Origin of the sequence: Actinocorallia aurantiaca (genome assembly GCF_039533685.1) — a bacterium.
GTDB lineage: Bacteria > Actinomycetota > Actinomycetes > Streptosporangiales > Streptosporangiaceae > Actinocorallia > Actinocorallia aurantiaca.
On sequence record NZ_BAAATZ010000034.1, the window covers coordinates 96,104 to 120,973 of the forward strand.

Genomic DNA, 24,870 nt, shown 5'->3' on the forward strand with positions numbered 1-24,870 from the left:
CGTCAACCGGTCCCGTCAGTCTCGATCATCACCGGTCCCCCTCTGGACTACCGGCGAAGAAGGTATCAACAAAGACCGACGTTCCGCGCCGGGGAGCCGCCCTCCGGATCGGACGTACCCGATCTCAGCTATGGGCCTTGGCCCGTGCTCTCAACAGGACCATCGCCAGCAGAGAGGCCAGCAGCGAGGCGGCCAGCACCGCGGTGGAGGCGCGGACGACCGCGTCCGGATCGTCGGTCGTCAGCTGGGCGACCAGCAGCGAGACGGTGTACCCGATGCCGGCCAGGACGGCCACGGGGAAGACATCGGCCCAGCCGATGCCGCCCGGCAGCTCGCCCAGGCGCAGCCGCACGGCCAGCCAGGCGCCGCCGAACACGCCGACCACCTTGCCGACCAGGAGGCCGAAGAAGACGCCCTGGGCGATCGGGTCGCGCAGGGTGTCGCCGAGGGAGCCCAGGCCGATCCCGGCGGCGGCCAGGGCGAACAGCGGCACGATGAACCCGGCCGACACGGGGTGCAGCCGGTGCTCCAGCCTGGCGGCGGGGGACTCCTCCTCGCCCTCCCGCGCGACGACCGGGGTCAGCAGGCCCAGGATGATGCCGGTGACGGTGGCGTGCACGCCGCTGGCGTGGACGCAGATCCAGGCGGCGACCACCAGCGGGACCATCAGTGCGAGGGGCGTCCACCGCCGGCGCTGGGCCAGCCAGTAGAGGCCGCACAGCGCGAACCCGGCGAGGAGCCACAGCAGGCTGAAACCCTTGGTGAACAGGAGGGCGATGAGCGCGATCGCGCCCAGGTCGTCGATCACGGCCATGGACAGCAGCAGGACGCGCACCCCGCTCGGCAGCGCGGAGCCGACCAGGGCCAGCACCCCGAGGGCGAAGGCGATGTCGGTGGCGACCGGGATGGCCCAGGCCCCGCCCTCGGCGGCCTGGCCCCGGGAGACCGCCAGCGCCACCAGCGCGGGCACCATCATTCCGCCCGCCGCGGCCAGCAGCGGCAGCGCGGCGGCCCGCCATCCGGCCAGCTCGCCGACGGTGAGTTCGCGCTTGACCTCCATGCCGGCGATGAAGAAGAAGATCGCCAGCAGCCCGTCGGAGACCCAGTGCGAGAGCGACAGGTGCAGATGGGCCCAATCCGGGCCGAACTCCAGGCCCCAGATCCGCTCGTAGGCTCCGGGCGCCAGATTGGCCCACAGCAGGGCCACCAGGGTCGCCCCGAGGAGTAGCTTGCCTCCGGTGGTCTCCTCCCGGAGGAACTCCCTCAGGGTCTCCACGCGGCTGTCGTTGACGTCGCGGTCCGGGCGGGCGGCCTTGGAGAAGGGAAGTCGCACTGCGTCGCTCCTGGTCGATTCGATGCTGAAGACATCGCCGACCAGACTTCCCGGCACACCCGCGTGGAGATCACGCTTACTCCCACCTTAATCGGTAATTCTTTCACCTGCGATGGCCGGGCTCCAGGTTGCCCGACACCCGCCGGGGAAGGCCGCATGAGATCGGAGAAGCGAGACGGGAGGGAGCCGACCGTGGACGTGGCCGTGCTGGGAACCGGGATCATGGGCGCCGCCATGGCGCGCAACCTGTTGCGGGCGGGGCACGGGGTCCGGGTCTGGAACCGGACCCGGAGCAAGGCCGAGCCGCTCGCCGGGGACGGGGCGGTGGTAGCCGACACCCCGGCGGAGGCGGTGGCCGGCGCGGAGGTCGTGCTGACCTCCCTGTTCGACGGGCATGTGGCCCTGGACACGATGAGGGAGGCGGCGTCGAGTCTGCGGCCGGAAGCATTGTGGATGCAGTCGTCCACCGCTGCGCTGGGCGACGCCCCCGTCCTGGCGGGGTTCGCCGCCGAGAACGACATCGTCTACGTGGACGCCCCCGTGCTGGGTACCCGCCAGCCCGCCGAGCAGGGGGAACTGGTCGTCCTGGCCTCCGGCCCCGAGGAGGTCCGCGGCCGCCTGGCGCCGGTCTTCGACGCGGTCGGCGTCAAGACGCTGTGGGTCGGCACCGAACCGGGCCGGGCGACCCGGCTGAAGCTGGTCGTCAACAACTGGGTCCTGGCCCTCAACCACGGCATCGCCGAGACCCTGTCCCTGGCCGAGGCTCTGGACGTCGACCCGCAGAACCTCCTCGACATCGTCGAGGGCGGCAGTCTGGACAGCGGCTATCTGAGGATGAAGACCAAGACGATCCGCTCCCGCGACTTCACCCCGTCCTTCTCCGTCGTCACCGCGGAGAAGGACGCCGAACTGATCCTCGCCGCGGCCGAAGAGGCGGGAGTCCGCCTGGACGTCACCGCCGCCGGCGCCGAACGCTTCCGCCGCGCCACGGCCGAGGGCCACGGCCAGGAGGACATGGCCGCGTCCTATTTCGCATCCTTCTCCTGACCTGCGGCCGGGGGGCGCCTTCTACTTCGTCCTCTTCCCGCGGGCTCGGGCGACCGGGACGTCGCCGGGGACGGGGACGGGGACGGGTTCCGCGACGACGCCGTCGGGGACGGTCGGAGACGGCTCGGGGAGGGGCTCGCCGGCCGGTTCCGTGTCGGGGGACGGGCGGTGCGCGATGCCGGGGACGTCGTCGGTCTCGGGCGCGAGGGGGAAGTCCTCGGCCAGTTCGGCGGTGCGGTGGCGCTGGACGGAGAGCGCGTTGTCGACGGTGAGGCGTCCGCCCGCGCCCGCGGCGAAGAGCAGGGAGGCGGCGGCCAGGACGAGCACCAGTTCGGAGCCCTCGGGGCCGGTCAGCCCCCGGTCGAGGTGGACGAAGACGAAGGCGCCGGCCATGTCGAGGAAGAGCAGGACGCCGGTGACGGGGAGGCCGAGGCCGGCGATGAGCGCGACGCCGCCCAGCAGTTCGGCGAAGGTGGAGTAGACGGCCGCCGCCTTGGCCAGGGGCACTCCCGTCAGGTCGAACGCCGCGGCGGTGGAGTTGATGCCGGCCTCCACCTTCTGCCAGCCGTGCACGAGGAAGACGATCCCCACCGCGCACCGGGCGAACAGGGCTATGACGTCGTAGGCCGGGCGGGTGCGCATGGCGGGGGGTGTCCTTCCCGAGTCACGGAGGTGTGTCGTCACCGACACGCGGGCCGATGCTCGGGAAGGTACCCCTCTTACGCCGATTTCATCGTGAAGTTGGACTAATCAAGCAAACCGCCCATGAAGCCCGATCCACCGGAGGACCGGCCCTGCTGCTGCTCGGAGGCGAGCCGCTGGCTGATCACCTGGTTCAGCCGCTGCAGGCCGCTCGTGCCGAGCATGCCCACCTGGCCCTCCAGCTCCCTGAGCGTGGCGGACGACTCCCTGACCTGCTCGGAGGACTGCATCAGCACGGTCCCCTGGCCGGTGAACTCGAACTGGTGCTCCTCGCCCGAGGTGCCGCCGACGCCGAACAGGCCGCGGGCCATGCCCAGCACCCCCCGCATGTAGGAGTGGTCGTAGTGGTGGCAGGGGGAGGGCAGGTCGGCCCAGCCGAGCAGCGACTGCGGGTCGACCCGGATCGGCGGCTCCACGAAGTGCACCGGCCCGTTGGAGGAGGCGATGAACTTGCCGGTGCCCAGCAGGGTGAGGAACCCCGGGATGATCGACTGCTTGAGCGTCAGGCGGGGCTCGAACGCCAGGAGGTTGCCCGCCCGGATGGTGAGGTTGCCGTCCTCCAGGTCGAAGGAGTTCAGGTCGAAGCCCCGGTCGCCCAGCAGCAGCTTGCCCTGCCCCTGCGCCACCACCCAGTCGTGGGCGTACAGCGGGGAGTGGAAGTGCCCGGACACCAGCGCGTCCAGCGGCCCGGCGGACAGCGCCTCGAATTTGATCTGCCCGTAGTAGGCGATCATCTTGCCCTTCTGGATGAACCACTGCCCGTTGAGGTTCACCGAGAAGGCATAGGGGTTGACGTTGTCGTCGTCGGGCAGCGTCGAGGCGTTGAACGTGGCGATCGGCGGCGGCGCGGAAGGGGCTCCGTAGCCCGGGGGCGCCGGAGGCGGAGGGTAGCCGCCCTGCTGGGGCGGGTAGCCGGGCTGCTGCGGATACCCCTGCTGGGGCGGGTAGCCGGGCTGCGGGTAGCCGGGCTGGGGATAGGCGCCCTGCTGGGGCGGGTAGCCGCCCTGCTGGGGGTATTCGGGCTGGCCGTACGGAGGCTGCGGCGGGTAACCCATCTCAGAACTTCCTCTCGCTGGCCTGGACGTACACGACTCCCTGGCCGGTCAGCTCGAGCTGGAACCCCTCGCCCGAGCCGCGTCCGAGGAGGTCGCGCAGCCCCAGCGCGGTGTGCAGCTTGTTCTGGATCTGCCCGCGGTGGGCGACGTAGGCCTGCGGGTCGACGTAGACCGGCCGGTTCGGCTGGACGGGCAGCTGGACGACCCCGCCGTGCGAGAGCAGCGCGCACGAGCCGTGCCCGGTGAGCGTGGTGGTGAACAGGCCCTGGCCGGTCATCTGGCCGCGGATCACGCCGGACAGCCCGCCCTGCTCGCCGAGGAACATGGTGCCGCTCTGCAGCGAGGCGTCGTAGACCAGCAGCCGGTCGGCCTCGACGTACAGGGTGTCGCCCTGGAGGTCGACGACCTCGACGTGCAGCCCGTGATGGCCGAGCATGACGCTGCCCTGCCCGGTGACGTGCATCAGGGGCGAGCTCTCGCCGGCCATGGCCCGCCCGAGCGTTCCGGCGATCCCGGAGCCCGCGGTGGCCGTCGGGGCGAACCGCACGCCCCCGGCGTAGGCGAGCATCGCGCCGCGCTTGCTGTAGACCTCCTGGCCGGGCCCGATGGGGACCTGGAGCATCTTGGTGTTGATGGGGCTGTACCCGGGCATCAGACCTCCGCCCCCAGTCCTTCTCCTCGTTCGGCCGGCTGGATGTAGACCAGGCCGTGGCCGGTGAACCTGAGCTGGAAGCTCTCGCCCGAGCCCTGCCCCAGCACCGTCCGCCAGTTGACGTCGGTGACGAAGTCCTGCTGGAGCTGCCCGCGGTGGGCCACGTAGGCCTGCGGGTCGACGCTCAGCGGCTGCCCCTGCACCACCTCCAGGGCGATCGCCGGGCCGTCCGAGAGGATCGCGACCGTGCCGTGCCCCTCGACCTTGGTGGTGGCCAGGCCCTGCCCGGTGCTCATGCCGCGCAGCCCGGTGAACTGCACGCCGGTGCGCAGCTGGCCGTCGAGGGCCAGCAGGCTCTCGGACTCCACCAGCAGGGTGTCGCCCTGCAGCGGCACCAGGTTGACCTCGGTCGCCTCGTGGGCCAGGTAGACGGTGCCCTGGCCGCTGATCTCCATCAGGGTGACCGACTCGCCGGCGACCCGCCGGCGCACCGCGCCCATGAGCCCCTCGCCGCCGGTCATGCCCTGGCGTTTGAACTGCATCTGGCCCTCGTAGGCGACCATCGACCCGTTGAGGGCGCGGATCGTCTCGCCCATGAGGTCGACGGCCAGCATGCGAGAGCCGTTCATTCGAAACTGCGCCACGTGCAGCACCCTAGCCACTGGATCGCGGTGGTCGCACCGGTCTGCGGACCGACATCCCCTCACTCTCGAGGATGAGGGGAGGGCCCGGCGGCCCGGCCGGCGGGAGCGCATGAATCGTCCGAAAACACCGGTGAATCCTTCGGTCGCGCCCGCGCCACGATTTTCGGCGCGCTGGAAAGATCCGCATCGGGCTCCGATCTGCGGGAGGATGGGTGGCATGTGGCTTGCTCCGGAACGACGTGGACGTCAAGGGTGGCTGGTGCCGGGATTCGCGATGCTCACGGGCGTCGGGGTGGCGGCGCTGCTGTACACGCGGGAGGCGGTGGCCGTCGGCGTGGTCGCCGGCCTGGTGCTGGTGGCCTACGGGCTGCAGCTGGCCTACCGCAGGGACGAGTCGGCGCTGGTGATCAGCGAGGCGTTCGGGCGGGGCCGCAACGGGCGCAGCCACCTGCGCTCCGCCGCGATGACCGGCGACGTGCTGATGGCCGGCCTGGTGGCGGCCATCGTCGTCCAGGCGCTGCGCGAGCAGCCGCTGGGCCCGCTGCCCTGGCTGGCCGGCCTGGCGGCCGTCACCTACCTCGTGTCGATCTTCCTCACCAGCGACATGTAGCGCGTGAAGCTCAACGAATTCTTCGTGAACGTCCTTTTACGGTCCGGGTTTAGCCGTTTCCGGACGGCATCATGGCTCCCGTGGCAGTTCTTGACACCCGGCCTCCGGTAGGAGTCGCCGAGAACGCGCTCTTCCAGCCCGTGGTCGACCTCGGCTCGGGCGACGTCGTCGCCGTCGAGACCCGGGTGGGTCCCTCACCCGGCGCCCCCGGACCCGTCGATCCCGCCTCCGAGGACGTCCGCAGGGCGCTGGAGGGGGCCAGGGCGCTGTCCGGCCACTCCACCCGGCTGCCCCTCCAGATCGCCGTGCGCGCCGAGACGGTCGCCCTCGGCAGGGGTGTGCTGACCCGGCTCCACCAGGGGCTGCAGGAGACGGGCCGCCGGCCGCAGGAGGTGATCGTCTGCGTCACCGGCGGGTTCGCCCCGGCCCTGCGGGGGGCGGTGGGCTCGGGGGTCGCCGACCTGCGCCACGCGGGCTACCTGGTGGGCTTCGGCGGGCTGGGCACCACCCACGCGCCGCTGGACGTCCTGGTGGAGGGCAGCCCCTACCTGGTGCGGCTGGATCCCGATCTGGCCCGCCACGCGGCCTCCGGCAGCCGCCGGACCGCTCTGGTCGAGGCGCTCGTCACCTTCGCCCACCGGCTCGGCACCCATGTGCTGGCCCCCGGCGTGGAGAGCGAGGAGCAGCTCGCGCGGCTGCACTCCCTGGGGGTGCGGCTGGCCCAGGGGCCGCTGCTGACCCCGCCGGACTGGCGGCCCGGACAGCCCGTCAAGGCACTCGTCCCCGTGGGGGAGCGGCCGCGGCACGATCCGGCCGCCGACCTCGGCCCGCGGGTGTCGGAGTACCTCCTGCCGGCCGTGACCATGCGGGACGACGCCACCGCCTCCCAGGTGCTGGAGGTCCTGTCCACAGAGCGGAGCCCGTCGAGCATCGTGCTGGTCGACGCCCGGCAGCGCCCTCGCTACACCGTGGACCGGGCGCGGTTCCTGCTGGCCTTCTCCGGCGCGTACGGGCACGCCCTGCACGCCCGCAAACCCGCGTCCAGGCTCGCCGACGAGCCCCGGCTGGTGCCCAGGAGCGTCCCGGCGATCGCCGCCCTGCGCGCCGCGGGGAAGGAGGAGGAGCGCGTCTACGACGACCTCGTGGTGACGGACGAGATCGGGCGCTGCCTGGGCATCGTGCGGGTCGCCGACCTGATCCGCGGCATGTCCCGCTGAGCCGGCCCCGAAAACGTGTTCGCGAGTGGGAAGCGGGGCCCCGTACACTGGCCGGTGCTCCCGTGCCTCCGCCAAGGGCGTCGAGCGGAGCGCTTCCGTTTCCCCGGGGGAGAACCCACCAAAGTGATCATCGCCAACGACATCGAACTGCGCGCCGGCTCCCGGCTCCTCATCGAGAAGGCAACATTCCGCGTCAACCCGGGCGACCGGGTGGGCCTGGTCGGCCGCAACGGCGCGGGCAAGACCACCCTCACCAGGGTGCTGGCGGGCGAGACCCTGCCGGCGTCCGGGTCGGTGACCCGCTCGGGCACCCTGGGCTACCTGCCCCAGGACCCGCGCAGCGGCGACCTGGAGGTGCTGGCCCGCGACCGGATCCTGGCGGCCCGCGGCCTGGACGAGGTCTTCGCCCAGCTGCGCGCGGCCGAGGTCGCCATGTCCACCCAGACGGGCGCGGCCCGCGACAAGGCGGTGCGGCGCTACGGCAGGGCCGAGGACCGGCTGCACATCCTGGGCGGCTACGCGGTCGAGTCCGAGGCCGCCGCGATCTCCTCCAGCCTGGGCCTGCCCGACCGGGTACTGGGCCAGCCGCTGCACACCCTGTCCGGCGGCCAGCGCCGCCGCGTGGAGCTGGCCCGGATCCTGTTCTCCAACGCCGACACGCTGCTGCTGGACGAGCCGACCAACCACCTGGACGCCGACTCGATCGTCTGGCTGCGGGACTTCCTGAGGAACCACCAGGGCGGCCTGGTCATCATCAGCCACGACGTGGGCCTGCTGGAGGCCGTGGTCAACCGGGTCTTCCACCTGGACGCCAACCGCAGCGTCATCGACATGTACAACGTCGGCTGGAAGAAGTACCTGGACACGCGCGAGGCCGACGAGAAGCGCCGCAAGCGGGAGTTCGCCAACGCCCAGCGGCAGGCGGGCCAGCTGACGGCGCAGGCCGACAAGATGCGGGCCAAGGCCACCAAGGCCAAGGCCGCCCAGCAGATGCTCAAGCGGGCCGACCGGCTGATGTCGGGCGTCGAGGGGGAGCGCCGGGCCGACCGGGTGGCCAAACTACGCTTCCCGGAACCGGCGCCTTGTGGCAAAACCCCCCTACTCGCGGAGGGTTTGTCGAAATCGTACGGATCCTTGGAGATCTTCACAGATGTCGACCTTGCGATCGACCGGGGCAGCCGGGTCGTCGTGCTTGGACTGAACGGAGCGGGGAAGACGACCCTGCTCCGGCTGCTGGGAGGCGTCGAAAAGCCCGACACGGGTGGGGTTATCGCCGGTCACGGCCTTCGTCTGGGTTATTACGCGCAGGAGCACGAGACGCTCGACCACGACCGCACCGTGCTGGAGAACATGAAGTCCGCCGCGCCGGACCTGCCGGAGGTCGAGGCCCGCAAGGTCCTGGGCTCCTTCCTGTTCGTCGGCGACGACGTGGACAAGCCCGCGGGCGTGCTCTCCGGCGGTGAGAAGACCCGCCTGGCGCTGGCCACCCTGGTGGTCTCGCGGGCCAACGTGCTGCTGCTCGACGAGCCCACCAACAACCTGGATCCGGCCAGCCGCGAGGAGATCCTGGGGGCCATCAACACCTTCTCCGGTGCCATAGTCCTGGTCACCCACGACGAAGGCGCGGTGCAGGCACTCCAACCGGAACGCGTGATTTTGCTCCCTGATGGTGTGGAAGACATCTGGAGCGACGAATTTGCTGATCTGGTGGCTCTGGCTTGACCTTCTGAGCAAGGAAGCAGATCTTTTCTGGCGTAGTGGGTAGCCGAGACGGCGAAGATGTCTGATCATGGCAGGAGATAACGCAGCGGTCACCACATCACTACGGGAGGTACTCGTGGCAGAGACCCTGAAGAAGGGCACCCGCGTGACCGGTGCCGAGCGCGACAAGCTGGCGGCGGATCTCAAGAAGAGGTACGACTCCGGCGAGAGCATCCGCGCCCTGGCTGCCGCCACCGGCCGCTCCTACGGCTTCATCCACCGCATCCTCACCGAGTCGGGCGTGAACCTGCGCGGACGCGGTGGGGCCACCCGAGGCAAGAAGGCGCCGTGACCGAGTGACCGAGGGGGGTCCCGGTCCCCTCGGTGAGAGACGAGCACGGCGGGCACGACGTCCGGGCCCGTCGCCCCGGCTACTACCGAGTAATATTCGGTGCGGTCGCGGCGGCGGGCCGAAGGTCCGTCCCGTGTCCGCGCGACCGGCCCCGGAGGGGGGCCGGCGGCCCGGAGGAGGCACGATATGGCGGATCTGGCGAAGGCCGGCCTGTTGCTCGAACTCGATCACGAGGAGACGGTGGCGACCATCACCCTGAACCGTCCCGAGCGGCGCAACGCGCAGTCGCCGACGATGTGGAAGGGCCTGGCCGACCTGGGCGACGAACTGCCCGAGACCGTCCGCATCGTGGTGCTCAAGGGTTCGGGACCGTCCTTCTCCGCCGGGATCGACCTGCGGCTCTTCACGCCGGAGGGCATGCCGGGAGAACCGTCCGTCCTGGCCGACGGCATCGGTCCCGAGGAGCTCGTCGACCAGATCGGCGTGTACCAGGAGGGCTTCCTCTGGCTGCGCGACCCCCGATTCACCACCATCGCGGCGGTGCACGGCCACGCCATCGGCGCGGCCTTCCAGCTGGCGCTGTCCTGCGACATCCGCATCGCCGCCGACGACGTGCAGTTCTGCATGAAGGAGCCGGCCCTCGGGCTGGTGCCCGACCTGACCGGCACCAAGCCGCTCGTGGACATCGTCGGGCTCCCCCGGGCGCTGGAGCTGTGCCTGACCGCCCGGGTGATCGACGCCGACGAGGCGCGCGAGCTGCGCCTGGTGGAGCGGGTCGTCAAGGCCGACGAACTGGACGGCGCCGTCGAGGAGCTGGTCAACGCGCTGCTCCGGGTCGAGGTGGGCGCCGCCCGCGCTACCAAGGAGCTGCTGCAGAAGGCTCCGGGCCACACTCTCGGAGAGCAGTGCCTGGCCGAGCGCCGGGCCCAGGTGGGACGCCTGCTGCGGAACGGCTGAGAGTAAGGAATATTCGGCTGGGCCATCCGCTTTCCCTCAGCGGGGTGGTCCCGAGCGACAAAGGAGTCGAGCCGTATGAGCATGCCCGGTGGTAACGGTTTCTCGGTGATGGCGTCCTTCCGCAGGGACCCGTCGGTGAAGCACGAGAAGCTGAAACCCGGCACTGTACGGCGGATCATGGGGTACGCCCGCCCCTACAAGCGCGACCTCGTGCTCTTCCTGCTGCTCAACTCCCTGGCGGCGGTGAGCGTGGTGGCGGGCCCCCTGCTGATCCGGGCGATCATCGACCAGGGGGTGGTCCCGGGGAACCGGTCCCTGGTGATCGGGCTGGCGCTCGGGCTGGCCGGGCTGGCCGTGGTGGACGCGGTCCTCTCGCTGTTCCAGCGCTGGTACTCGGCGAAGATCGGCGAGGGCCTGATCTACGACCTGCGCAGCCAGGTCTTCGACCACGTGCAACGTATGCCGGTGGCGTTCTTCATGCGCGCCCAGACCGGGTCCCTGGTCTCCCGCCTCAACAGCGACGTGATCGGGGCGCAGCGGGCGCTGACCACCACGCTGTCCTCGGTCGTCTCCAACGTGATCAGCCTGGTGCTGGTGCTGGTCGCGATGCTCTACCTGTCGTGGCTGGTCACCGTCGTCGCGCTGCTGCTGCTGCCGGTGTTCATCATCCCGGCCAAGCTGGTGGGCCGCAGGCTGCAGAAGATCAGCCGCGAGCAGATGGTGCTGGACGCCGAGATGGGCTCGCTGATGACCGAGCGCTTCAACGTCTCGGGCGCGATGCTGGCCAAGCTCTACGGCCGTCCCGACGAGGAGTCCGAGCGCTTCTCCCGGCGGGCCGGCCGGGTCCGCGACATCGGCATCATCGCGGCCATGTACGGGCGGGTCTTCTTCACCGCGCTGACCCTGGTGGCCTCGCTGGCCACCGCGATGGTCTACGGGATCGGCGGGGTCATGACGGTCGGCGGCTCCCTGCAGATCGGCACCCTGGTGGCGCTGACGGCGCTGCTGAGCCGCATGTACGGGCCGCTCACCGCGCTGTCCAACGTCCAGGTGGACGTGATGACCGCGCTGGTGAGCTTCGACCGGGTCTTCGAGGTGCTCGATCTCAAGCCCATGGTCGCCGACCGGCCCGGCGCCCGCCCGCTGAAGACCGAGGGCGCCCCCGGCGTGGCCTTCGACCACGTGGTCTTCAGCTACCCGGCGGCCGAGGACGTCTCGCTGGCCTCGCTGGAGTCCATCGCCCGCGCCGATTCGGCCCCCGCCAAGGAGGTGCTGCACGACGTCAGCTTCACCGTGGAGCCGGGGCAGCTGGTGGCGCTGGTGGGTCCCTCGGGAGCGGGCAAGAGCACGATGACCCACCTGGTCTCGCGCCTGTACGACGTGAACGAGGGCGCGGTGCGGATCGGCGGCCAGGACGTCCGGGACCTGACGCTGGCCTCGCTGAACGAGACGGTCGGCGTCGTCACCCAGGACGCCCACCTGTTCCACGACAGCATCCGCAAGAACCTCCTCTACGCCCGGCCCGGAGCCACCGAGGAGGAGCTCTGGGAGGCGCTGGCGGGCGCCCAGGTCCGCGGCCTGGTCGAGGCGATGCCCGACGGCCTGGACACCGTGGTCGGCGACCGCGGCTACCGGTTGTCCGGCGGGGAGAAGCAGCGCATGGCGCTGGCCAGGCTGCTGCTCAAGGCCCCGGCCGTGGTGGTGCTGGACGAGGCCACCGCGCACCTGGACTCCGAGTCCGAGGCCGCGGTGCAGCGGGCGCTGAGCACCGCGCTGGCCGGGCGCACCTCGCTGGTGATCGCCCACCGGCTCTCCACGATCCGGGAGGCCGACCAGATCCTGGTGATCGAGGACGGCCGGATAGCCGACCGGGGCCGACACGGCGAACTGCTCGCCCGCGGCGGCCTGTACACCGAGCTCTACCGCACCCAGTTCGCCCGTCAGGAGACGCTGGACCCCTTGGCCGCGAAGTGACATAGTGCTGTAAGTTGATCACTTACGGCGATCGTTCGGGGGAGCGATGATCAAGTCGACGGGGGCGGGGTTGTGCCTGCTCGTCGTGCTGGCGGGCTGCGGTGAGGGGACCACGATCCCCAACGCGCAGACGCCGCGTCCCAACTTCACGGGCTCCGTGAAACCGGCGAATCCCACGCAGACGGTCACCGTGGCGGCCAAGACGGTGACCGTGAACCCTCCGGTGCGCCAGGACGTGCGGGTGGACGCCGAGTGCTCGGTCGAGGGAGAGCTCGGCCGGACGATGGCCGGGCGGATGGCCCGGTGCGTCAAGCGTTCCGGCGACACCGCCGCGCGCTGGGTCCTGGACGTCGGATCCCAGCCGGACGGCACGGTCAAGCCCGGCAGGGCCTGTCCCGCGCCGGGGGCGCTCGGCACCGACGGCTACCGCTCCTACCGGTGCCTTCCCGAGCAGGAGGGCGGCAGCGCCGTCTGGAGGGCGCAGTGAGCCGCCGGGTTCCCGCCGCATTCGGTCACGGCCGGGTCCCGTGACGATGACGATCACGCAGTGACCGTCGCCCCGCGCCTTGGGCGGGGTTTTGCTGGACGGTGCGGCCACGTCAACCCTTCGGTCACCGCGGCCCGCGACCATCGGCCCGGACCGACTCCATCATCCTTCGTCCTTCGTCCCGAGTGAGGCGCGATGCGTCAGTTCCTCTTCCGCTACACCACGATCCTGGTAGGGCTGGGCGCCGCGGGCGTCGCCATCGGCTGGATAGCCGACGACCTGCGCCCCGCCGTTCAGTCCTCCTCGGAGCTCGGCAGGTAGCCGAGCGCCCGCAACTCCCGTCCGGCGGCCTTCTCCACCTGGGCGGCCTGCCTGGCGGTGAGCGGCTTCCTCCGGCCTTCGGAGGGCTCCGCGGCGCCCCGCCGGGCGGGTAGCGGCCGCCAAGGGCCGTCCCGGTGCGCCTCGGCCGCGAAGGCCAGCGCGTCCCGGGAGACCCGTTCGCCCAGGTGGTCCGAGAGCCTGTCGGCTCCGGCCAGCGGGTCGGCGATCAGGTCCTCGTAGCGCAGGGTCAGCAGCTGCTCCTCCGGGACCTGGGCGCGCAGTCTCGCGCTGATCCGCACCGCGCCGCGCCAGCGCAGCGCGCACTTGACCACGGGGGCGGCCTCGGGCCAGCGGGCCCGCCAGGACGGCTCGTCCACGCCCAGGAACGGGTGGGGGAAGACCTCGTCGAGGTCGAGGATCCCCGGTTTGAACCAGGTCATCGACCGCTCGTCGGCGAGCATGTCGGCCGCCACCTCCCGGCCGTCCCTGATCACCTGGACGAGCTGGGCGTCGGGGAAGGCGTCGAGCAGCACGTCGGTGCTGTAGATCAGATCGGGGGCGGCGTCGGCGAAGCGCCGAAGCCCGGAGGGATTCGTGCACGGCCCGTCGGGGCGCAGGTCGCCCGGGGTGTACCCGGACAGCTCCCAGCACTCGGCGGGGCAGTCCCGGCAGCCGTGCGCGGACAGCTGCCAGGACTCGGCGTAGGCGTCGCGCAGCACGCGCGCCGCGCCCCTGCCGCGTTCGGTCGCGATGGACGGCCGGCGGGCGAAGGCGTAGACCAGCTTGGTCACGGCCGGCCGCCCCCGGGTCACGTGGACGCCCGCGGAATGCCTGAGCGCCCGTGCGACCAGGTCCGTGCCGGAGTGCGGGGCACCCAGCAGGAACACCGGACGGTGGACCTTGATCCCGTTGACCACGAGAATGTGCGGCGTCTGCCTCATGATTCCCCCCAGTGTCCCACTGAAAGGCCGAAGATCCAGCTATCTGGCCACGAGGCCGAACAGATCCGCCGGACCGGGTCTTCCCCATCACGCTCCTTTGCTGTCAAGCTGCCTGCGAAGCCGTCAGTGGGAGGAGGGCCCATGAGCGGGGACCGGGAGGACGACGACGGCGAGGCGGCGCTGGACTCGCTGGTCGTCCTGGTGGCCGAGAGCCTCGGATACTCCTGCACCCGTCTGCCGGGGGACGTGATGGAGCTGGAGGGCCGGGGCCGGCTGCACGTCGGGCTGCGCGACCTGAGGCAGCTGGCCCGGCTGATGCCGCGTGACGACTGGCCCGCCGTGGTCTCCGACCATGTCACCACGATCGTCACCGCGGTCGAAGAACCTCTGGACCTGGGCGATTTCGGGCTGATCCGTCATCTGTTGCGCGCCCGGATGCACCCCGCGGAGGCCGACCAGGGCGTGCTGGCCGCCCGCCCGTTCGCGCCGGGCCTCGCCGAGGTGATCGTGCTCGACACCCCGACCACGGTGCGCGCCCTCACCCGGGCCGAGGTGGCCCTCTGGGGGGTCTCCGAGGAGGAGCTGTTCGCGCTGGGCCGGGCCAACGTGCACGCCGACGGGCCGCTTCAGCGGGAGGAGTCGCACCCGGAGGCGTCCGGGCCGGAGGAGCCCGTCGTCACGGTGCTGCACGGCTGGACCTTCTACGCGGCCACCCACCTGGTCTGGCTGGGGGAGTACCTGCCGCTCGACCCGCTCGGCGCGCTGGTCGCGCTGCCCAGCCGCAGCCGGCTCCTGGCCTTCCCGCTGCGCCCGGGGCAGGACGAGGAGACGCTGACCCGGGCCGCCGCCGCCCTGAAGGAGCAGGCGGACCGGGGGTACCGGGAGGGGCCCGGCTCGCTGAGCGAGGGGCTGTACTGGTGGCGGCACGGCGTGCTCACCCCGCTGGAGCCGGGCCCGGACGGCCTCGGACCGGTGCTGCCGGAGGGCCTCCTTCCCGCCGCCGCGGGGGAACGGACTGTCCGGGATTAGGCAAAACCCCTGCCAGGGGCCCTTCCCGGAGAGTCCTTCGGCGTGCGACCGTGTCCGCAAAGAACCCCCGTCCACGATTTGGTAAGGGTGATAAATGCGTATAGCCGACATTCTTCGCGTCAAGGGTGACCGGGTGGAGACGGTGCCGCCGGAGACCACCGTCAGGGAACTGCTCGCGGTCCTGGCCGACCGCAACATCGGCGCCGTCGTGGTCTCGCCCGACGGGTCCGCGATCGCCGGCATCGCCTCCGAACGCGACGTGGTGCGCCGCCTGCACGAGTGCGGCGCCGGACTGCTGGACTCCCCGGTGTCGGAGATCATGACCAGCCCCGTCCGGACCTGCGCGCCGGGTGACTCGTCGGAGAGCCTGCGCAAGATCATGACCGAGCACCGCATCCGGCACCTTCCGGTGCTCTCCGACGGAGGGCTGGCCGGGATCGTCAGCATCGGCGACGTCGTCAAGAGCGCCATCGACCAGCTCGAGACCGAACGCGAGCAGCTCGTGGGATACATCCACGGCTGACCGATCCCCGGCGCCCGTCCCCGCGGAGGGAAGGGCGCCGGGCTGGAGCGGCGTCAGTACGGGTCGTAGCCGGCGGCCTGGGCGGCGGGCGACTTCAGCAGGTACGCCAGGGCCTGCGGGGTGCTGCCGATCTGCGACGGGTGGTGGCCCGGCTTGAGGTAGGACGCGCCCTCGACGATGAGCAGCCGGAAGAGCCCGGGGACCAGCCCGGCCTTGGCGGCCCGGCGGTACTCGCGGTACATCCAGCGCATCGTCGGCTTGCGGTCGAGCGTCGGGTCCTGCTTCAGCAGGAACCGGGCGCCGCCGATGAGCGCCCAGTAGAGGAAGGACAGCGAGACCAGCCAGCCGACGACCCGGGTGAGGTAGCCGCCGCCGACCTTCTGGTAGACGTCGAAGACCACCGAGCGGTGCTCGACCTCCTCGGCGCCGTGCCAGCGCAGCAGGTCCAGCATCGTCGGGTCGACCCCGGCGGCGTCCAGCCTGTCGTTGTCCAGGATCCACTGGCCGAGGACCGCGGTGTAGTGCTCGATCGCCGAGACGGCGGCCAGTTCGAACCTGAGCATGCGGCGGCGCGCCCTCGGCTTGAGCTTCGCCCGGTCCGCCGGCCGGTTCTCGTTGCCCTGGCGGCCCATCTCGGTGATGGGCGTGTGGTCGACGCCGTGCCGCTCCAGCAGGTCGGCCAGGAAGGAGTTGTGCGCCCTGGCGTGCACCATCTCCTGGCCGATGAAGCCCCGGACCTCCTCCAGCAGCCGCTCGTCGGTGATCTGCGGCTTGGCGTCCTGGACGCACTGGATGAACCAGCGCTCGCCCTCGGGCAGCACCAGGTGGAACGAGTTGATCATGTGGGTCGCGACCGGATTGCCGGGAATCCAGTGCAGCGGGGTGTTCTCCCAGTCGAAGCTCACGCGCCTGGGCTTGATCGGCGGATGCCGCTCGTCGACCTCGAATGAGGGCAGCCCCATGGATCCTCCTACGGCGCGTCATCAGGTGCATCATCTGTCACGACAGGTTCCGCACTATGCCGGAGAAAACACCCCCGTGCCACTGCGGTTGATGACAAACACCCGGGGAGCGCACTGTCTCAGCTTGACAAATTTCGCTTATTGTCAAGTGCCCCTTCGCGCATGAGCCGCCGGAGCCGCGGCGCGAAGAGGAGCAGGACCAGCCCGACGAGCACGGCGAACACCCCCGACCACAGGTAGTAGGCGGGGCTGGATCCGCCGTCGGAGAGCCGGGCCACCTGCCCCCCGACGGAGTCGCCCACGGAGACGGCCAGGAACCACACGCCCAGCATCTGCGAGCCGAGGGCCGCGGGGGCCAGCCGGGTCGTCACCGACAGGCCGACCGGGCTGAGGCACAGCTCGCCGACCGTCTGGATCAGGTACACCAGGACGAGCCACAGGATCGACACCTTCACCCCACCCGCGGCCGCGGTGGCGGCCAGGGCCATGGCCACGAAGCTGAGGCCCGCCAGGACCAGCGCGAGGGCGAACTTCAGCGGGGTGCCCACCCGGTCGCCCAGCCGCACCCACAGCGCGGCGACGAGCGGGGCGAGCAGGATGATGAAGATCGGATTGATGTTCTGGGTCCAGCTCGAGGGCATCGACCAGCCGAGGACGTTCAGGTCGGTGGAGGTCGCGGCGAAGATGGTCAGGGTCGTCGCCGCCTGATCGAAGATCATCCAGAAGACCGCCGCGGACAGGAAGAGCCAGAGGTAGGCCCGCATCCGGGACCTCTCGAGGTCGGTCAGCCCGTGGTCCCCCAGGAAGATGTAGGCGAAGTACCCGGCGGGCACCGCTATAGCCAGCACCGTGAGGAACACCGTCACCGCGTCCAGGGTGAGGACTCCGAGGGCGAGGGCCGCGAGGGCGAGCACCGCCAGCGCCGCGAGGGCGAGCACCGTGACCTTGACGGCCCCGGCCCGCTCCGCCGTGGTGAGCGGGTGGGCGGGCCGCTCGCCGATGCCGCGCAGACCCTTCCCGCCGGCCACGTACTGGACGACGCCGAAGAACATGCCGACCGCGGCGATCGCGAAGCCCAGGTGGTAGTTCACCTTCTGGCCGAGGGCGCCCACGATGAAGGGGGAGAGGGCGCCGAGGTTGATGCCCATGTAGAAGAGGGAGAAGCCCGCGTCCCTGCGGGCGGCCTCGCTGTGCTCGTACAGGTGGCCGACCATGCTGGAGATGTTGGGCTTGAGCAGCCCGGTGCCGCAGACGATCAGCGCCAGGCCGAGGTAGACGAATCCGGCCCCGCTCGGGATCGCCATGGAGATGTGCCCGGCCATGATGACCAGCGCGCCGACGAGGACGGCGCGCCGCGGGCCCAGCACCCGGTCGGCGAGCCAGCCGCCGGGGAGCGCCGCCAGGTAGACCATGGCGTTGTAGACGCCGACGATCGCGGCGGCCGTGCCGGTGCTCAGCCCCAGGCCCCCGTCGAGGACCGCGGCGGACAGGAACAGCGCCAGGATCGCGCGCATGCCGTAGAAGCTGAACCGCTCCCACACCTCGGTCATGAAGAGTGTGACCAGAGCCCGCGGGTGTCCGAAGAAGGTCTTCTCGGGGGCACTGGCGGGCGAGTTCACAGTCTGCCGGTACCCAGGAGAAATCCTACAGAGAGTCACATACTGGCCAGTAGTGGGTAATGTGCGAAGGTGTGGGCCCTGTCACAAAGTAACTAGTTACTTACGATGGGCGGATTTCCGCCGCCGGACCTTGTCTCCGGTGCGGGAGGCGTGGTCGTATGGGCCCCCCGGATAAGTGAACGTTTACATGGAGGCGCGCACCCATGAGCACCACGGCCATCCTGGAGGAACGGGCCAGGTTCGACGCGAAGATCGAGGGCCGCACCATCTGCGGCGTCCTGCGCGAAACGGCCGAGACCTTCGGGGAACTCCCCGCCTACACCGACCTCAACGGCCCCACCCTCACCTGGAGCGAGGTCCGGGAGCGCGCGCTGGAACTGGCGGCGGGCTTCGTCGCACTGGGGCTGCAGCCGGGCGAGGTCGTCTCCCTGATGATCTCCAACCGCTCCGAGCACGTCCTGGCCGACCTCGGCGCGATGCACGCCGGCGGCGTGCCCAGCACCGTCTACGCCACCCTCGCGCCGGACCAGGTGCACTACATCGCCGAGAACTCCGAAGCGGTCATCGCGGTGCTGGAGGGCAAGGACCAGCTCGGGCGCTGGCAGCCGGTCATCGACAGGCTGCCCAACCTGCGCAAGGTCATCGTCCTCAACGACGTGCCCGAGGGCGACCTCTACGTGTCCTGGGCGGACTTCGTCGAACTGGGCCGCAAGACCCTCGCCGAGCAGAAGGACGAGGTCGAGCGCCGCTCGCAGGCGATCAAGCCGACCGACGCGCTGACGATCCTCTACACCTCGGGGACCACGGGCAACCCCAAGGGCGTCATCATCACCCACCAGATGGCGCTGTACGAGGGCCAGTGCTCCTCGGCGACCTCCGGCCTGCCCGAGCACAACATCGGCGTCTCCTACCTGCCCTTCGCGCACATCGCCGACCGCGTCGTCTCCTACTACCTGGCGATCGAGCGGGCCGCGCACGTCTACTTCTGCCCGGACCCGACCCAGCTGACCACGCTGCTGCGCGAGGTCCGCCCGAACGCGTTCTTCGGCGTCCCGCGGATCTGGGAGAAGGTCATGGCCGGCGTCCAGGCCGTCCTGTCCCAGGAGAGCGACCAGGCCAAGAAGGCCGGCATCGAGGCGGCCATGGCGGTGGGCCGCGAGTACGTGGCGAGCCGCGAGTTCGGCGGCACCACCTCCGAGGAGCTGGCCGCCAGGTACGCCGCGATGGACGAGGCCGTCCTGTCCAAGATCCGGGGCCTGCTCGGCCTGGACCGCGTGGTGCACGCGATGAGCGCCGCGGCCCCGCTGCCGATCGAGGTCGCCCGCTTCTTCTCCGGCCTGGGCATCGCGATCCTGGACGTCTACGGCATGACCGAGACCACCGGCGCCGCCACCGCCAACGTCAACGGCTCCTTCAAGCTGGGCACGGTCGGCCGTCCCTTCCCGGGCATCGAGATGCGCCTCGCCGAGGACGGCGAGATCCTCTTCCGCGGCACCAGCTGCACCCCCGGCTACCTCAACCGGCCCGAGGCCACGGCCGAACTGCTGGACGACGAGGGCTGGGTGCACACCGGCGACATCGGCGAGGTGGACGAGGACGGGTTCCTCAAGGTCGTCGACCGCAAGAAGGAGATCATCATCACCGCGGGCGGCGAGAACGTCGCCCCGTCGATGATCGAGAACCTGCTCAAGGAGCACCCGCTGGTCGGCCAGGCCCTGACCTACGGCGACAAGCGGCCCTACCTCACCGCCCTCATCACCCTGGACGGCGAGGTCGCCCCGGTGTGGGCCGCCACCCGCGGCATCGAGCAGACCGACCTCGCCTCGCTCGCCGCCAATCCCCTGGTGCGCGAGGAGATCGAGAAGGCCGTCGCCGACGCCAACGGGCGGCTCGCCCGGGTCCAGCAGGTGAAGAAGTTCGCGCTGCTGCCCGCGGAGTGGACCGCCGAGACCGAGGAGCTCACCCCGACCCTCAAGCTCAAGCGCAAGGTCGTCCACACCAAGTACCAGGACGTGATCGACGGGCTCTACGCCTGACGCGCCCCGGCTCGGGATCCGGCCGGTCCACCGCCCTCGGGGGCGGGGGGCCGGCCGCTTCCCTTCCCGCGGAGGTCAGGAGATCGCGGACGCGGCGAACACCGCGTCGAAGCGTTCGCACCAGATGACCGCCGACCGGTACCTCGACAGGTCCGTCCCGGCCGGGATCTCGTAGTTGGAGCTGCCCCGGTTGCCCTTGAGGGCGCCCAGGGAGAGGTGGTCCGCGCCCAGGTCGCCGACCCCGTCGAAGGGCTTGGGGGAGAGGACGACCTTCACGTCCGGCCCGTTGGAGGTGCTCAGGTCCTCCAGCCGCACCGCGTGGGAGCCGTCCGGACGCCGGTAGACCTTCACCTTCCCGGTGGTCTCGCCGTGGGAGTAGGAGCGCCAGGCGGAACCCTCGAAGACCTTCTCGGGGCCGCCCTCCCGCCGGTCCGGCGCGGCGGGTCCGGAGGCGGCGGGGAGGTCGGCCTCCTGAACGCTCTGGTCCACCCAGAGCTTCCAAGGCTGGAAGGCGGCCAGGGCCGCCACGAGCGCCAGCACCCCCGCGGCGGCTACGACCGCCGCCCATCCCCTGCGCGTCATATCGGTCCCTTCACTCTGGATCGCGGTCCTCCTCATTCCACCGCCGCGCGGGCGGCTTTCTTCCGAGGTTCTGCTTACGAGGTGGTGACATCACCCGAAGTATGGATTTGTTAAGTAATTCGGGCTTCTCGTGTTCCCAGGGGCGCCGAGGGTACGGACGAGCCATGGACGTCGCCACGGAAGGGAGGCGCAGGACATGACCATCACGGGTATCATCAGCGCCCTGATCTTCGGCGCCATCATCGGGGCGGTGGGACGCCTCCTGGTTCCCGGCAAGCAGAACATGCCGATCTGGCTCACGGTGCTGGTGGGCATCGTCGCGGCCTTCGCGGGCACCGCACTGGCCCGTCTGCTGAAGCTGAGCACGGGTGGTTTCAACTTCTGGGAGGTCCTCTTCCAGGTGGTCATCGCGGCCGTCGCCGTGTTCGCAGTGGCGGCACTCTGGCCCAAGGGCCGAGGGGGGACCAGCGGCTACTGACCGCGATGCCGGGCGGCGGCGCTCCGCTTGCACCGGACCGCCGTCCCCGAGTCCAGTGGTGAACGGAAGCGGAGGGTGTCCGGAGACGGAGCCCTCCGCTTCTGGTAAGTCCGGGTTCTGCTCGCCTCAGCGAATCGGCACAACCCACAACAGATCTTCACGTAACGTGAGTGGCTGCCTTTCTCCTTCTTCTCTTGCGGTCTCGGGGGCGCCTGGATGGAGCTGCACGTCACCGGACACACTTTCGAACTTCCCCGGTTCCGGGTGCTGCTGCGGCACGCCCTGCCCCGGTTCGTCGAAGGGGTGATCGCCCCGGTCGCCGTCTTCTACCTGGCGCTGCTGCTGCTCGGGCAGGGCGGCGCGGTGGCCGTCGCGGTGCTGTGGGTCTTCGGCGGCATCGCCCTGCGGCTGGTGCGGCGCGGCCCGGTGCCCGGCACGCTGATGCTGGCGGCCCTGGGAGTGAGCGCCCGCGCGGTGCTGGCCCTGGGCACCGGGAACCCCAAGCTGTTCTTCCTCCAGCCCACGCTCGGCACCCTGCTGGTCGGCACGGTGTTCCTGGCCTCGGTGCCCCTGGGCCGCCCGATGGCACAGAAGGTCGCGACCGACCTGGTGCCCCTGCCCGACGCCTTCCTCGCCCACGACCGGGTGCGCCGGTTCTTCCTGCGGGTCTCGCTGCTGTGGGCGCTGGTCTTCTTCGCCAACGCGGTGTTCAGCCTGTGGCTGCTGTGGCACGAGTCACTGGAGACGTTCCTGTGGCTGCGCACCTCGGCCGTGGGCCTCGCCTGGGTGGCCGCCGGCGCGGTGACGCTGCTGGGTTTCCGGCGCATCGTGGACCGGGTCGGAAGCGAGATCGCGGTGCCCGTGGCGACCGCCTGACCTCCGCGCCACACCCTCGTGACGAGGGGCAACGATTGTTTATCGAAGTCTTGCGGGTTCCGAACTATATGGCATCATCCCTCGTCTTAGCCGTTAATGTCTCTCGTAGCAGGTGTTTGGCCGGGAATGGGCTACTGACCTGTACGGGGCTGTTAACGGAGGTTGTTGCTGTGCGGCAGGACTTGCGGGGGTTTCGGAGGTTGCGGCTGATCGGACTGGTCAGTGTGGGGGCACTGGTCGCCGCGTGCAGCGGAGGAGGCGGCAACGGGACGGGGCCGGGCGAGGAGAAGGCGCAGCCCCCGGTCGTCGCGATCACTCCCGCCGACGGGACGGGCAAGGCCAAGCCCGAGCAGGGCGTCACGGTGCAGGCGACCCTCGGCGAGCTCACCGGAGTGAAGGTGCAGCTCAAGGGCAAGGAAGTGCCCGGCGCGCTCTCCTCGGACAAGAAGGTCTGGAAGTCCGCGGGCAACCTGCAGCCCGACGCCGCCTACACAGTCGAGGCGGTCGCCCAGAACGAGGGCCAGACCGCCACCACCACCAGCAGCTTCAAGACCCTCAAGCCCTCCTCGACCTTCGGCCTGGAGTACAACATCCCCTGGTCGGGCCAGACCGTCGGCGTCGGCATGCCGATCGTCCTGAACTTCACCCAGCCGGTGAAGGACAAGAAGGCCGTCGAGAGCGCGCTGACCGTCGAGTCGGAGAAGCCCAACGAGGGCGCCTGGTACTGGTACACCGACGAGCAGGTGATCTTCCGGACCAAGGACTACTGGGACGCCTACCAGGACATCAAGGTCAGCGGCCGGTTCACCGGTGTCAAGGCGGCCAAGGGCGTCTACGGGATGAAGGACTTCAACCTCAAGTTCAAGGTCGGCTCCTCCAACATCAGCACGATCAACACCAGGACGCACCGGATGGTCGTCAAGATCGACGGCAAGAAGAAGCAGGACGTCGGCATCAGCGCGGGCAAGGCGACCGAGCGCAAGTACACGACGACCAGCGGCATCCACGTCACGATGGAGAAGAAGAACCCCGAGACCATGATCTCCCCGGGGATCAAGGAGGGCGAGCCCGGCTACTACAAGGAGATCGTCCCCTACGCGGTCCGCATCTCCTACAGCGGCGAGTACGTGCACTCGGCCCCCTGGTCCGTCGGCTCCCAGGGCCGCGCCAACGTGAGCCACGGCTGCGTGAACGCTCCGCCGGCGTTCGCCCAGTGGTACTACAACCAGTCCAAGTGGGGCGACATCGTCGACGTGACGGGCACCGACCGGGAACTGGAATTCGACAACGGCTACGGCTACTGGCAGAAGCCCTGGAAGGACTGGGTGACGGGCAGCGCCTTCGACAAGTCCGTCTCCACCGCTCCCGGCCAGGAGAACGCCCCCGCAGCCCCCGACACCGCCACCACCACGACCCCCGCTGAGAGCCCCACTACATGATGCGTCGCACCCCCTTCGCGCTGGCCGGTACGGCGGCGCTCCTCCTCCTCACGGCCTGCTCCGAGAACTCCGCGAAGGTCACCGAGCGGGCACAGGCCGAACCGGCCGCCCCCCAGGTGACCATCACCCCCGCGGACGGCACCGGCAAGGTCAAGCCGGACAGCAAGATCAAGATCACCGTCGCCGACGGCACGCTGCAGAACGTCACCGTGAAGGTCGGCAAGAAGGACGTGGAGGGCGAGCTGTCGGCCGACGGCGCCTCGTGGACGTCCACTTGGGCGCTCAGGCCCGGCGCCACCTACCAGGTGTCGGCGACCGCCGCCAACAACGTCCAGACCGCCACCGTCGCCAGCAGCTTCACCACGCTGAAGCCCGCGAACACCTTCAAGATCGCCGACATCATCCCCGCGCCGGGGGAGACCGTCGGCGTGGGCATGCCCATCACGATCACCTTCGACCGGGACATCTCGAACAAGAAGGCGGTCGAGCAGGCCCTGGTGGTGCGCTCGGAGAAGCCCGCGGTCGGCGCCTGGTACTGGACCGCCGACAACCAGGTCATCTTCCGGACCAAGAACAAGAAGTACTGGGACGCCCGCCAGAAGATCAAGCTGACCGCGCACCTCGCCGGAGTGCGCGGCGCCAAGGGCGTCTACGGCGCGGCGGACAGGACCCACCAGTTCAAGATCGGCAACTCGCAGATCAGCACCGTCGACACCAAGAAGAAGTACATCACCGTCGTCCGCAACGGCAAGAGGGTCAAACACGTCCCGATCAGCGCGGGCAGCGGCAACGGCCCGGTCAGGAACGGCGTCGACACCTTCCTGACCACGAGCGGCTCCCACCTGACCATGTCCCGGCACCGCGTCGAGACCATGACGTCGGAGTGGATGGGCGTGGATCCCAAGGACAAGGCCAACGGCGGTTACGAGGAGAAGATCCCCTTCGCCGTCCGCATCTCCAACTCCGGCGAGTACGTGCACTCCATGGCCTCGCGGGTGTGGGCGATGGGCCGCCAGAACCTCAGCCACGGCTGCGTGAACGCGCCGCCGGAGTTCGCCCAGTGGTTCTACAACAACTTCCAGCGCGGCGATGTCGTCGACATCACCGGGACCAAGCGCCGGATCGAGTGGAACAACGGCTGGTCGTACTACGAGATGCCGTGGAAGCAGTGGGTCCAGGGCGGCGCCCTGGACCGGGAGGTGAACACCGGACCGGCGGAGGAGGCCTCCGAAACGCCCGCGACGACGCCTCCCGCGGCCTCTCCCTCGACTCCGGCGGCGACGGAGACGGCCCCCTGAGAGCGCCGGTTCCCCAACCGAGATCCTGATTGGCC

The 24,870-nt window shown here is 70.3% G+C and carries 25 protein-coding genes; 16 read left to right on the top strand and 9 right to left on the bottom strand.

The features are described from left to right. Positions 1-124: 124 nt before the first annotated feature. Positions 125-1,333 (bottom strand): Na+/H+ antiporter NhaA, encoded by a 1,209-nt coding sequence (gene nhaA, locus ABD327_RS33065; protein WP_344456684.1) that lies wholly within the window; start codon positions 1,331-1,333, stop codon positions 125-127. A gap of 192 nt (positions 1,334-1,525) precedes the next feature. Here nhaA and ABD327_RS33070 point away from each other — a divergent pair, with 192 nt between their 5' ends. Next, positions 1,526-2,380, top strand: coding sequence for an NAD(P)-dependent oxidoreductase (locus ABD327_RS33070; RefSeq protein ID WP_344456686.1), 855 nt, complete (start codon positions 1,526-1,528; stop codon positions 2,378-2,380). A gap of 21 nt (positions 2,381-2,401) precedes the next feature. Here the strand turns inward: ABD327_RS33070 and ABD327_RS33075 are convergent, their stop codons facing one another. The 4 genes from ABD327_RS33075 to ABD327_RS33090 all read right to left on the bottom strand — a co-directional run bounded on the left by ABD327_RS33075 (position 2,402) and on the right by ABD327_RS33090 (position 5,433). Beyond that, positions 2,402-3,022: a DoxX family protein gene (locus ABD327_RS33075; protein ID WP_344456688.1), complete on the bottom strand. Its 621-nt coding sequence runs from the start codon at positions 3,020-3,022 to the stop codon at positions 2,402-2,404. A gap of 104 nt (positions 3,023-3,126) precedes the next feature. Continuing rightward, entirely contained in the window at positions 3,127-4,137 is a 1,011-nt protein-coding gene (locus ABD327_RS33080; protein ID WP_344456690.1) for an AIM24 family protein, read from the bottom strand. A gap of 1 nt (position 4,138) precedes the next feature. Further along, entirely contained in the window at positions 4,139-4,789 is a 651-nt protein-coding gene (locus ABD327_RS33085) for an AIM24 family protein (protein ID WP_344456692.1), read from the bottom strand. Beyond that, positions 4,789-5,433 (bottom strand): AIM24 family protein, encoded by a 645-nt coding sequence (locus ABD327_RS33090; RefSeq protein WP_344456694.1) that lies wholly within the window; start codon positions 5,431-5,433, stop codon positions 4,789-4,791. Before ABD327_RS33090 ends, ABD327_RS33085 begins: the two co-directional genes overlap by 1 nt. Positions 5,434-5,692: 259 nt before the next feature. Here ABD327_RS33090 and ABD327_RS33095 point away from each other — a divergent pair, with 259 nt between their 5' ends. The 8 genes from ABD327_RS33095 to ABD327_RS33130 all read left to right on the top strand — a co-directional run bounded on the left by ABD327_RS33095 (position 5,693) and on the right by ABD327_RS33130 (position 13,052). Continuing rightward, positions 5,693-6,043: an ABC transporter permease gene (locus ABD327_RS33095; RefSeq protein ID WP_344456696.1), complete on the top strand. Its 351-nt coding sequence runs from the start codon at positions 5,693-5,695 to the stop codon at positions 6,041-6,043. 80 nt (positions 6,044-6,123) lie between these two features. Next, the gene (locus tag ABD327_RS33100; RefSeq protein WP_344456699.1) at positions 6,124-7,260 is read left to right on the top strand and encodes an EAL domain-containing protein; all 1,137 of its coding nucleotides are present in this window, start codon (positions 6,124-6,126) and stop codon (positions 7,258-7,260) included. 123 nt (positions 7,261-7,383) lie between these two features. Beyond that, positions 7,384-8,982: an ABC-F family ATP-binding cassette domain-containing protein gene (locus ABD327_RS33105; RefSeq protein ID WP_344456701.1), complete on the top strand. Its 1,599-nt coding sequence runs from the start codon at positions 7,384-7,386 to the stop codon at positions 8,980-8,982. Between the two features lie 115 nt (positions 8,983-9,097). Next, the gene (locus ABD327_RS33110; protein ID WP_344456703.1) at positions 9,098-9,313 is read left to right on the top strand and encodes a helix-turn-helix domain-containing protein; all 216 of its coding nucleotides are present in this window, start codon (positions 9,098-9,100) and stop codon (positions 9,311-9,313) included. 186 nt (positions 9,314-9,499) lie between these two features. Beyond that, positions 9,500-10,270 (top strand): enoyl-CoA hydratase/isomerase family protein, encoded by a 771-nt coding sequence (locus ABD327_RS33115; protein ID WP_344456705.1) that lies wholly within the window; start codon positions 9,500-9,502, stop codon positions 10,268-10,270. Positions 10,271-10,345: 75 nt separating this feature from the next. Next, complete coding sequence (locus tag ABD327_RS33120; RefSeq protein ID WP_344456707.1) at positions 10,346-12,244, top strand: ABC transporter ATP-binding protein; 1,899 nt, start codon at positions 10,346-10,348, stop codon at positions 12,242-12,244. Between the two features lie 46 nt (positions 12,245-12,290). Further along, entirely contained in the window at positions 12,291-12,731 is a 441-nt protein-coding gene (locus ABD327_RS33125) for a hypothetical protein (protein WP_344456709.1), read from the top strand. A gap of 195 nt (positions 12,732-12,926) precedes the next feature. Then, positions 12,927-13,052 (top strand): hypothetical protein, encoded by a 126-nt coding sequence (locus ABD327_RS33130; protein WP_344456711.1) that lies wholly within the window; start codon positions 12,927-12,929, stop codon positions 13,050-13,052. Here ABD327_RS33130 and ABD327_RS33135 read toward each other — a convergent pair. Continuing rightward, positions 13,025-13,993: a sulfotransferase family protein gene (locus tag ABD327_RS33135; RefSeq protein WP_344456713.1), complete on the bottom strand. Its 969-nt coding sequence runs from the start codon at positions 13,991-13,993 to the stop codon at positions 13,025-13,027. The two genes, ABD327_RS33130 and ABD327_RS33135, sit on opposite strands and share 28 nt — an antisense overlap. A gap of 141 nt (positions 13,994-14,134) precedes the next feature. On the opposite strand from ABD327_RS33135, the gene ABD327_RS33140 reads away from it, so the two are divergent. Together ABD327_RS33140 and ABD327_RS33145 are read left to right on the top strand one after the other, a co-directional pair. Then, positions 14,135-15,022: a DUF1444 domain-containing protein gene (locus ABD327_RS33140; RefSeq protein WP_344456715.1), complete on the top strand. Its 888-nt coding sequence runs from the start codon at positions 14,135-14,137 to the stop codon at positions 15,020-15,022. A 94-nt stretch (positions 15,023-15,116) separates the two neighbouring features. Beyond that, the gene (locus ABD327_RS33145; protein WP_344456717.1) at positions 15,117-15,545 is read left to right on the top strand and encodes a CBS domain-containing protein; all 429 of its coding nucleotides are present in this window, start codon (positions 15,117-15,119) and stop codon (positions 15,543-15,545) included. 53 nt (positions 15,546-15,598) lie between these two features. Here the strand turns inward: ABD327_RS33145 and ABD327_RS33150 are convergent, their stop codons facing one another. Both ABD327_RS33150 and ABD327_RS33155 read right to left on the bottom strand, forming a co-directional pair. Continuing rightward, positions 15,599-16,507: a metal-dependent hydrolase gene (locus ABD327_RS33150; RefSeq protein ID WP_344456719.1), complete on the bottom strand. Its 909-nt coding sequence runs from the start codon at positions 16,505-16,507 to the stop codon at positions 15,599-15,601. Positions 16,508-16,626: 119 nt separating this feature from the next. Beyond that, positions 16,627-18,165, bottom strand: a complete 1,539-nt coding sequence (locus tag ABD327_RS33155) for a peptide MFS transporter (RefSeq protein WP_344456721.1) — start codon at positions 18,163-18,165, stop codon at positions 16,627-16,629. A 164-nt stretch (positions 18,166-18,329) separates the two neighbouring features. Here ABD327_RS33155 and ABD327_RS33160 point away from each other — a divergent pair, with 164 nt between their 5' ends. Next, positions 18,330-20,162, top strand: a complete 1,833-nt coding sequence (locus ABD327_RS33160; protein WP_344456723.1) for an AMP-dependent synthetase/ligase — start codon at positions 18,330-18,332, stop codon at positions 20,160-20,162. 75 nt (positions 20,163-20,237) lie between these two features. Here the strand turns inward: ABD327_RS33160 and ABD327_RS33165 are convergent, their stop codons facing one another. After that, positions 20,238-20,744 carry a DM13 domain-containing protein gene (locus ABD327_RS33165; protein ID WP_344456725.1) on the bottom strand — a complete coding sequence of 169 codons (507 nt, stop codon included), beginning with the start codon at positions 20,742-20,744 and terminating at the stop codon, positions 20,238-20,240. A gap of 196 nt (positions 20,745-20,940) precedes the next feature. Here ABD327_RS33165 and ABD327_RS33170 point away from each other — a divergent pair, with 196 nt between their 5' ends. The 4 genes from ABD327_RS33170 (at position 20,941) to ABD327_RS33185 (ending at position 24,835) form a co-directional block, all read left to right on the top strand. Continuing rightward, positions 20,941-21,222, top strand: a complete 282-nt coding sequence (locus ABD327_RS33170) for a GlsB/YeaQ/YmgE family stress response membrane protein (protein WP_344456727.1) — start codon at positions 20,941-20,943, stop codon at positions 21,220-21,222. 216 nt (positions 21,223-21,438) lie between these two features. Then, positions 21,439-22,098, top strand: coding sequence for a VC0807 family protein (locus tag ABD327_RS33175; RefSeq protein WP_344456729.1), 660 nt, complete (start codon positions 21,439-21,441; stop codon positions 22,096-22,098). 200 nt (positions 22,099-22,298) lie between these two features. Then, positions 22,299-23,537 carry a L,D-transpeptidase gene (locus ABD327_RS33180; RefSeq protein ID WP_344456732.1) on the top strand — a complete coding sequence of 413 codons (1,239 nt, stop codon included), beginning with the start codon at positions 22,299-22,301 and terminating at the stop codon, positions 23,535-23,537. Next, positions 23,534-24,835, top strand: a complete 1,302-nt coding sequence (locus tag ABD327_RS33185) for a L,D-transpeptidase (protein ID WP_344456735.1) — start codon at positions 23,534-23,536, stop codon at positions 24,833-24,835. Before ABD327_RS33180 ends, ABD327_RS33185 begins: the two co-directional genes overlap by 4 nt. The last annotated feature ends 35 nt before the right edge of the window (positions 24,836-24,870 follow it).

Coding starts and splice junctions, on each gene's coding strand:
- ABD327_RS33160 (WP_344456723.1), top strand. CDS start 18,330: ATGAGCACCACGGCCATCCTGGAGGAACGGGCCAGGTTCGACGCGAAG.
- ABD327_RS33185 (WP_344456735.1), top strand. CDS start 23,534: ATGATGCGTCGCACCCCCTTCGCGCTGGCCGGTACGGCGGCGCTCCTC.
- ABD327_RS33145 (WP_344456717.1), top strand. CDS start 15,117: ATGCGTATAGCCGACATTCTTCGCGTCAAGGGTGACCGGGTGGAGACG.
- ABD327_RS33140 (WP_344456715.1), top strand. CDS start 14,135: ATGAGCGGGGACCGGGAGGACGACGACGGCGAGGCGGCGCTGGACTCG.
- ABD327_RS33135 (WP_344456713.1), bottom strand. CDS start 13,993: ATGAGGCAGACGCCGCACATTCTCGTGGTCAACGGGATCAAGGTCCAC.
- ABD327_RS33120 (WP_344456707.1), top strand. CDS start 10,346: ATGAGCATGCCCGGTGGTAACGGTTTCTCGGTGATGGCGTCCTTCCGC.
- ABD327_RS33165 (WP_344456725.1), bottom strand. CDS start 20,744: ATGACGCGCAGGGGATGGGCGGCGGTCGTAGCCGCCGCGGGGGTGCTG.
- ABD327_RS33150 (WP_344456719.1), bottom strand. CDS start 16,507: ATGGGGCTGCCCTCATTCGAGGTCGACGAGCGGCATCCGCCGATCAAG.
- ABD327_RS33125 (WP_344456709.1), top strand. CDS start 12,291: ATGATCAAGTCGACGGGGGCGGGGTTGTGCCTGCTCGTCGTGCTGGCG.
- ABD327_RS33130 (WP_344456711.1), top strand. CDS start 12,927: ATGCGTCAGTTCCTCTTCCGCTACACCACGATCCTGGTAGGGCTGGGC.
- ABD327_RS33080 (WP_344456690.1), bottom strand. CDS start 4,137: ATGGGTTACCCGCCGCAGCCTCCGTACGGCCAGCCCGAATACCCCCAG.
- ABD327_RS33175 (WP_344456729.1), top strand. CDS start 21,439: ATGGAGCTGCACGTCACCGGACACACTTTCGAACTTCCCCGGTTCCGG.
- ABD327_RS33075 (WP_344456688.1), bottom strand. CDS start 3,022: ATGCGCACCCGCCCGGCCTACGACGTCATAGCCCTGTTCGCCCGGTGC.
- ABD327_RS33085 (WP_344456692.1), bottom strand. CDS start 4,789: ATGCCCGGGTACAGCCCCATCAACACCAAGATGCTCCAGGTCCCCATC.
- ABD327_RS33115 (WP_344456705.1), top strand. CDS start 9,500: ATGGCGGATCTGGCGAAGGCCGGCCTGTTGCTCGAACTCGATCACGAG.
- ABD327_RS33170 (WP_344456727.1), top strand. CDS start 20,941: ATGACCATCACGGGTATCATCAGCGCCCTGATCTTCGGCGCCATCATC.